Origin of the sequence: Synechococcus sp. H55.11 (assembly GCF_047462475.1) — a bacterium.
GTDB lineage: Bacteria > Cyanobacteriota > Cyanobacteriia > Thermostichales > Thermostichaceae > Thermostichus.
Map to the genome: position 1 here is coordinate 1 of NZ_JANSJI010000126.1, position 6,286 is coordinate 6,286.

General features: G+C 60.1%; 5 protein-coding genes. 2 read left to right on the forward strand and 3 right to left on the reverse strand.

Features of this window, described 5'->3' with window-relative positions; translation table 11 throughout:
* The first annotated feature begins 369 nt into the window (after nt 1-369).
* Nucleotides 370-735, forward strand: a complete 366-nt coding sequence (locus tag NW853_RS05420; RefSeq protein WP_414334158.1) for a response regulator — start codon at nt 370-372, stop codon at nt 733-735.
* Here the strand turns inward: NW853_RS05420 and NW853_RS05425 are convergent.
* From NW853_RS05425 to NW853_RS05435, 3 genes are all read right to left on the reverse strand, one after another.
* On the reverse strand, nt 732-1,580 hold the full coding sequence (locus NW853_RS05425; protein ID WP_414334157.1) for a hypothetical protein: 849 nt from the start codon (nt 1,578-1,580) through the stop codon (nt 732-734). The genes NW853_RS05420 and NW853_RS05425 overlap by 4 nt on opposite strands.
* Before the next feature lie 49 nt (nt 1,581-1,629).
* Complete coding sequence (locus tag NW853_RS05430) at nt 1,630-2,604, reverse strand: CobW family GTP-binding protein (RefSeq protein WP_414334155.1); 975 nt, start codon at nt 2,602-2,604, stop codon at nt 1,630-1,632.
* 84 nt (nt 2,605-2,688) lie between these two features.
* Nucleotides 2,689-3,129: a VOC family protein gene (locus NW853_RS05435; RefSeq protein WP_414334153.1), complete on the reverse strand. Its 441-nt coding sequence runs from the start codon at nt 3,127-3,129 to the stop codon at nt 2,689-2,691.
* Nucleotides 3,130-3,305: 176 nt separating this feature from the next.
* Between NW853_RS05435 and topA the strand changes: the two genes are divergently transcribed.
* A complete protein-coding gene (topA, locus tag NW853_RS05440; RefSeq protein ID WP_414334151.1) occupies nt 3,306-6,098 on the forward strand; it encodes a type I DNA topoisomerase in 2,793 nt (930 codons plus the stop codon).
* The last annotated feature ends 188 nt before the right edge of the window (nt 6,099-6,286 follow it).

Genomic DNA, 6,286 nt, shown 5'->3' on the forward strand with positions numbered 1-6,286 from the left:
GAGGTGCCCAAGCGCTCCGCGCCGCTCACGCGACCACCCCCAGCCCCTCTCCCAGCCCTCACCCCCTGCCCCTCTCCCAGAGGGAGAGGGGAGTTAGGGATAGACGGAGAGAAACGTTTCATTGCTATTTGATAATGACCATAAGCGCAAATCTGCGGATGAGGAAGGAGGTTCTGCACCGTATCAGGATTTCTGCAGAGGGTTGGGGTGCCAGAATGAGCCATTTGGCGGAGTTTTTTTCCTCAGAGTTTTCCTATGCTGCCTTTATAGCTTCTCTGTTCGTTCCCGCATCAACTGGGCTCTCGGTTGAAGCTGACAGCCAGCCCGACAGGTTGGGGGAGACTATCGTTTGCTTGTCTACGAAGCCACATGTCCAAACGCATCTTGGTGATTGAAGACGAACCCTCTATCCGCACCTATCTGCAGAAGGTGTTGCAGCGGGCTGGGTACGACACGGTGGCGGCCACCGATGGCGAGGAAGGCCTACAGATGGTGCGCGCGCTTATGCCGGATTTGGTGTTGTGCGATGTGGTCATGCCCAAGCTGAACGGCTATGGCGTGTTAGATGCCTTGCGATGGGATCAGTCCACGGCCCACATCCCCTTCGTCTTTCTCTCCTCCAAAACCTCCCAAGAAGCCATTGAACAAGGGCTACGGCTCGGCTCTGACGCCTACCTAACCAAGCCCATCGACCAAACCCACCTGTTGAGAGCGATTGCCGCCCAACTGACCTAGAGGCTGTAGATCTGCCCATCTACGAGCAGATGGGTGATGCCTTTTTTTTGCAATTGGGTGCGCACAATGTCCAGAATGTAGCCGGGAAACTGGATCACCCGATAGGGGGGGTAGGTGTTGCTGCCGCGGCGGCTCATTTCGGAAAAGCGACGGGCCACCTTGTGGTTGTCGAAAATGGGCAGCGTATTGGCGTTATCGATCCCTTCGACGGGCACAGATCCGGGGCCAAAGAATTCCTTGAGGGGGCGAGTGGTCAGCTCCTGGTAGCGGTCAACAACGACATAACAGGTTTCCGGCGGGGTGAGCTCTTCCAGGGGTAACACCTGAACTTGATAGCCGGGATCGGCGAGGTGGTCTGCTTCCGGCTCGTCTTCTGGGAAATAGTCGGAGTCGTCCTCGTCTTCGAGGTCACTGTCTTCTTCGGTTTCCTCCTCGTCGTCGATATCTTCTAGATCTTCCTGAAGCTCAGCCGCCAACTGCAGTTCTGGCAAAGACTCTTCTATCCCGCCGATGGGTGCGTCGTTTGTGTTCGGCTCTTCACCATTGGGGGGTGTGGCGGCTGCGGGGGGATCCCCAGATGGAGACAGCGGCAAGAGCTGCTGCTCCAAAGCTGCGATCTGGCCAACGGCCACTTTTTCCTCTATGTCTTTGCGGCGGGCAGCCGAGCGTTTGAGCTGAATCAACCGCTGGTACTCATCGGCAGCGATATTTTCCTTCAACACGCGGGTGATGGTGGTGACGCTCACTTGAAATTGCTCGGCCAATTCGACGGCGGTCGCTGCTGAGCCGCGGTAGGCGCTGACAATTTGCTGTTGTTCTTGCTCCGAAAGCTTGCTGCGAGCCATCCCAATTCACCCCATCCACGAACTGAAAAAATAGCCATGACGAGGATCCCTAACCAGCGGCGACCCGGCTGAGGTCGGCAGCCAACTGTTCTCGCTCTAGCCCTTTGCCGATCAACACAATTTTGGACAGGCGAGGCTCTTCCACATCCCAGTCCCGTTCCAAGAAGAGGGTTTGCCGCTGGCCTACCTGATGAAAGATAACCCGCTGCGGCTCGTCCACAACCCACAGCACCCCTTTGGCGCGAAAAATCGTCTCCGGCAAGTCTTGTAGCCAGTCGCGAAAAGCCATCAAATCCAGCGGCTGCTGCAGTTGAAAGCTCACCGATTGGATCCCGTCTTCTGCGAGGTGATGGCTAGGGTGTGCCTCGGCTTCCAAATCGGGAAGTTTGGGATCCCACCCTTCTGGACGGAAGGCATGCACATCCAAAATGCGGGTCAGGGGGACTTGGGCATGGGTGGTGAGCAGGCAAGGGGCATCGGGGTTGTAGCGGCGCAGATCGGCAAGGATCTGCTCTTGTTCGATAGGGGTGATCAAGTCCACCTTGTTGAGCAGCAGGATGTCAGCACTGCTGATCTGGTGGGCGGCGGTTTGCGAGCGCCGGAAGTTGTGCCAGTATTCGGCCCCATCCACCAGGGTCACCACGCCATCGAGGCGCAAGTCCTCATGAAAAGTCTCTTGCACAAACAGCTCCGTCACCTGCCTGGGATCCGCCACCCCGCTGGTTTCCACCACCAGGTAGTCCAACGCCTGGGCCTGCTGCAGCAGCTCTCGGGCTGCCCGTTCAAAATCTGCCCGCACCGTGCAACAGAGGCAACCATTACTCAGCTGCATCAGCCCCTCTTCGGGCAGGTTGACCAGCTCGCCATCGATGGAAATTTCGCCAAACTCGTTGAGAATAACCCCAATGCGCAGCCCATGCTTTTCCTGCAGGATGCGCTTGAGCAGGGTGGTCTTACCACTGCCCAAAAAGCCCGTCAAGACGGTAACCGGAAGCTGAGCTTTCATCGCCAGTTCAGTAAACAAGCCAACCCATCCTTGCTCAAGTTCCCCACAGGCCTTACCAGCTTAGCTTCAGGCCCAATTGCAGGATCCCACCCAACGGCAAATTCAACAGCCTTCCTTGCCCAACTGCTGGGATTCCGGGGATCCCTGCAAACGCAGCAACTCAATCGGCAGGCCATCGGGATCGGCGATGAAGGCTACCTCATAAGTTTGATGGCCGATCTGCTGGAGCTGGGGCGGGAGCAGCAGGGTAAGGGGGACTTGCGCTTGTAGATGTTCTAAATAGCCGGCCAGGGATCCCCATTCAGGGCCGATCTCCAAAGAGGGATGGTAGTAGCCCACATAGTGGGGATCCCCAAAGGGATCGGGAGCCGGCTGGGGCTGGGGCACCTGCATCAGCTCTAGGCGCCCCCAGGGACCACGCATCCAGCAGGCCAACGTGATCCCGGCAGTGAAGCGTTCTTCCACAGCCAAGCCCAGCCCCTCGTAAAAGGCGATGGAGCGGAAAATATCGGCAGTGCGAATGGAAAAATGATGCAGTTTCATGGTCGTACAAAGAGCCAGGTGGGGGCAGATCCCTGGAATCAATCGCCGATGACCGCTAGTCAAGCGCAGATAGACTTGCTAGGCTCCAGAGAAGTAGGCCATCTATTTTAAGCACCTCTTGTGGGGTACGCTGGCCCTGGCAACCTCAGCCAATTGCTGCCAACAACAACATCATCATGCCTAAGCTGGTCATTGTCGAATCTCCCACCAAAGCCCGCACCATCCGTGGATTCTTGCCCGCAGGGTACGAAGTTCAGGCCTCGATGGGACATGTGCGGGATCTCCCCGATTCGGCATCTGAAATCCCAGAAGAATTGAAGGGTGAAGAGTGGAGCCGCCTGGGGGTCAATGTCCACGCCGACTTCGAGCCCCTCTACGTGATCCCCAAAGACAAGAAGAAAGTGGTCAAGGAACTGAAGGAAGCCCTCAAGAAAGCCGACGAGCTGATCCTGGCCACCGACGAGGATCGCGAAGGGGAAAGCATTAGCTGGCATTTGCAACAGGTGCTGCAACCCAAGGTGCCCACCCGCCGCATGGTGTTTCACGAGATCACCCGCGAGGCCATTCAAGAGGCGCTGCAAAACTGCCGCCAGGTGGACGAGCAACTGGTGCGTGCCCAGGAGACCCGCCGCATCTTGGATCGCCTGGTGGGCTACACCCTGTCGCCGCTGCTGTGGAAAAAAATTGCCCCCAAACTCTCAGCAGGGCGGGTGCAGTCGGTGGCGGTCAAGCTCTTGGTGGATCGGGAGCGGGAGCGGCGCGCCTTCAAAAAAGCCTCCTACTGGGATCTGAAGGCGGAGCTGCAACCGAGCACTTCCCCGCAGGAGCGGCAGAGCGTCTTTCCAGCAGAGCTGGTGAGCCTGGCCGGCAAGCGCCTGGCCGGCGGGCAAGACTTCGATCCCAGCACCGGGCAGCTCATGGCCGGGCGGGATGTGGTGCTGTTGGATCAAGCCCAGGCCGAGGCCCTACGGGATCGCCTGCTGGGGAAAGCTTGGGTCGTCAGCTCGGTCGAAGAGCGCCCCTCCACCCGCAAGCCCGCCCCTCCTTTTACCACCTCCACGCTGCAGCAGGAGGCCAACCGCAAGCTACACCTGTCCGCCCAGCAGACGATGCGCATCGCCCAAAAGCTCTACGAAGAGGGCTACATCACCTACATGCGCACCGACTCGGTACACCTGTCGGAACAGGCCATCCGCGCCGCCCGCGCCTGCGTGGAGTCGATGTACGGCAAGGAGTACCTCAGCCCCGAACCGCGCCAGTACACCACCAAAACCAAAGGGGCGCAAGAAGCCCACGAGGCCATTCGTCCCGCCGGGTCGGAGTTTCGCCTGCCCAGCCAAACCCCGCTCACAGGGCAGGAGCTGGCCCTCTACGACCTGATCTGGAAGCGCACCGTCGCCAGCCAAATGGCCGAAGCACGACAGACCCACACCATCGTGCTCATCGCGGTGGACGATGCGGTGTTTCGGGCCAGCGGCAAGCGCATCGATTTTCCCGGCTTCTTCCGCGCCTATGTGGAGGGATCCGACGACCCGGAGGCGGCTCTGGAAGATCGGGAGGTGCATCTGCCCCGCTTGCGGCAGGGGGATCCCCTCCGCTGCCGGAAGCTCGAACCCGTCGGCCACGAGACCCAGCCCCCCGCCCGCTATACGGAAGCTTCCCTGGTCAAGGTGTTGGAAAGCGAGGGCATTGGCCGTCCCAGCACCTACGCCACCATCTTGAACACGATCATGAGCCGTGGCTACGTGAGGTCGATGGGGAATGCCCTCGTGCCCACCTACACCGCTTTTGCAGTGACCGAGCTGCTGGAAAAATACTTTCCCAACTTGGTGAATACCCGCTTCACCGCCGAGATGGAGCAAACCCTCGATGACATCGCTTCTGGCCAGGCAGACTGGTTGCCCTATTTGCGCCATTTCTTTCTGGGAGAGCAGGGCCTAGAAGGCCAGGTGAAGGCGCGCGAGCTGGAAATCGACTCTGGCCTGGCCCGCTCCATTCACCTGGAGAACCTGCCCGTCAAGATCGGCATCGGCCCCTACGGCCCTTATGTAGCAGTAGAGACTGAATCGGGAGAGGTGCGCGCCAACCTGCCGGAGGAGATTCCCCCCGCCGATCTCAGCGCCGAACATGTAGCGGAGCTGATCAAGCGCAAACAGGAGGGCCCCAAGCCCATCACCTTCCACCCGGAAACCCAAGAGCCGGTCTACGTGATTCCCCAGGGTCCCTACGGCCCCTATGTGCAATTGGGGGAGGTGTCGGAGGAGAACAAGAAGCCCAAGCGCACCTCCCTGCCCAAAGGGCTAAAGCCGGAGCAGGTCACCCCTGAGATTGCCCTGGGGTTGCTCAGCCTGCCCCGCACGTTGGGGGAGCACCCGGAATCGGGGAAAAAGGTGCAAGCAGGGATTGGCCGCTTCGGCCCCTACGTGGTCTGCGACGGGGATTTTCGTTCTCTGCCCGCCGATGAGGATGTGCTGACCATCAGCCTAGAGCGGGCGCTGGAGCTGCTGGCCCAGCCCAAAAAAGGCCGTGGGCGCGGCTCGGCCAAACCCCTGCGCGAGCTGGGATCCCATCCTGAGGACGGCGAGCCGGTCAATCTGCACGACGGCCCCTACGGGCTGTATGTCAAACATGGCAAGGTCAATGCTTCTTTGCCCAAGGAGCTCCCTGCCGAAGCGGTCACCCTGGAAATGGCCCTGCAGGTGTTGGCCGAAAAAGAAGGTTCTGCTGCCGATGGCAAGAAAAAAAGCCGCTCAACCGGCAAAGCCGACTCCGCTGCAAGCAAAACCCAAGCGAAGACTGCTTCCAGCGTTACAGGCCAGCAGGCCGAGGCGGCTGGCCTGCGGAAGCGGCGCGGAGCACAAGCAGCTTCCACCGGCGGTGGGATGGCCAAGGAGCCCCAGGCGAATGGTTCAGCTCCGTCTAGATCCCGTTCCACCATTTTGAAGGTCACTCCCAAAGCTCTTTCCTGAGGACAGCTTCTCAAGCTGGGATGGCACCAGATCCCCTGCTTGTGGTGGATCTAAGGAGTCGGTATCTGCGCCGCTACCCTCACCCCCGGCCCCTCTCCCAGCCCTCACCCCCCCCCCCCACCCACCCCGGCGCCCCCACCCCCCCGGGCGCCGCCGGCGCCTGGCGGGGGGGGCGGGGGGGCTCGGGG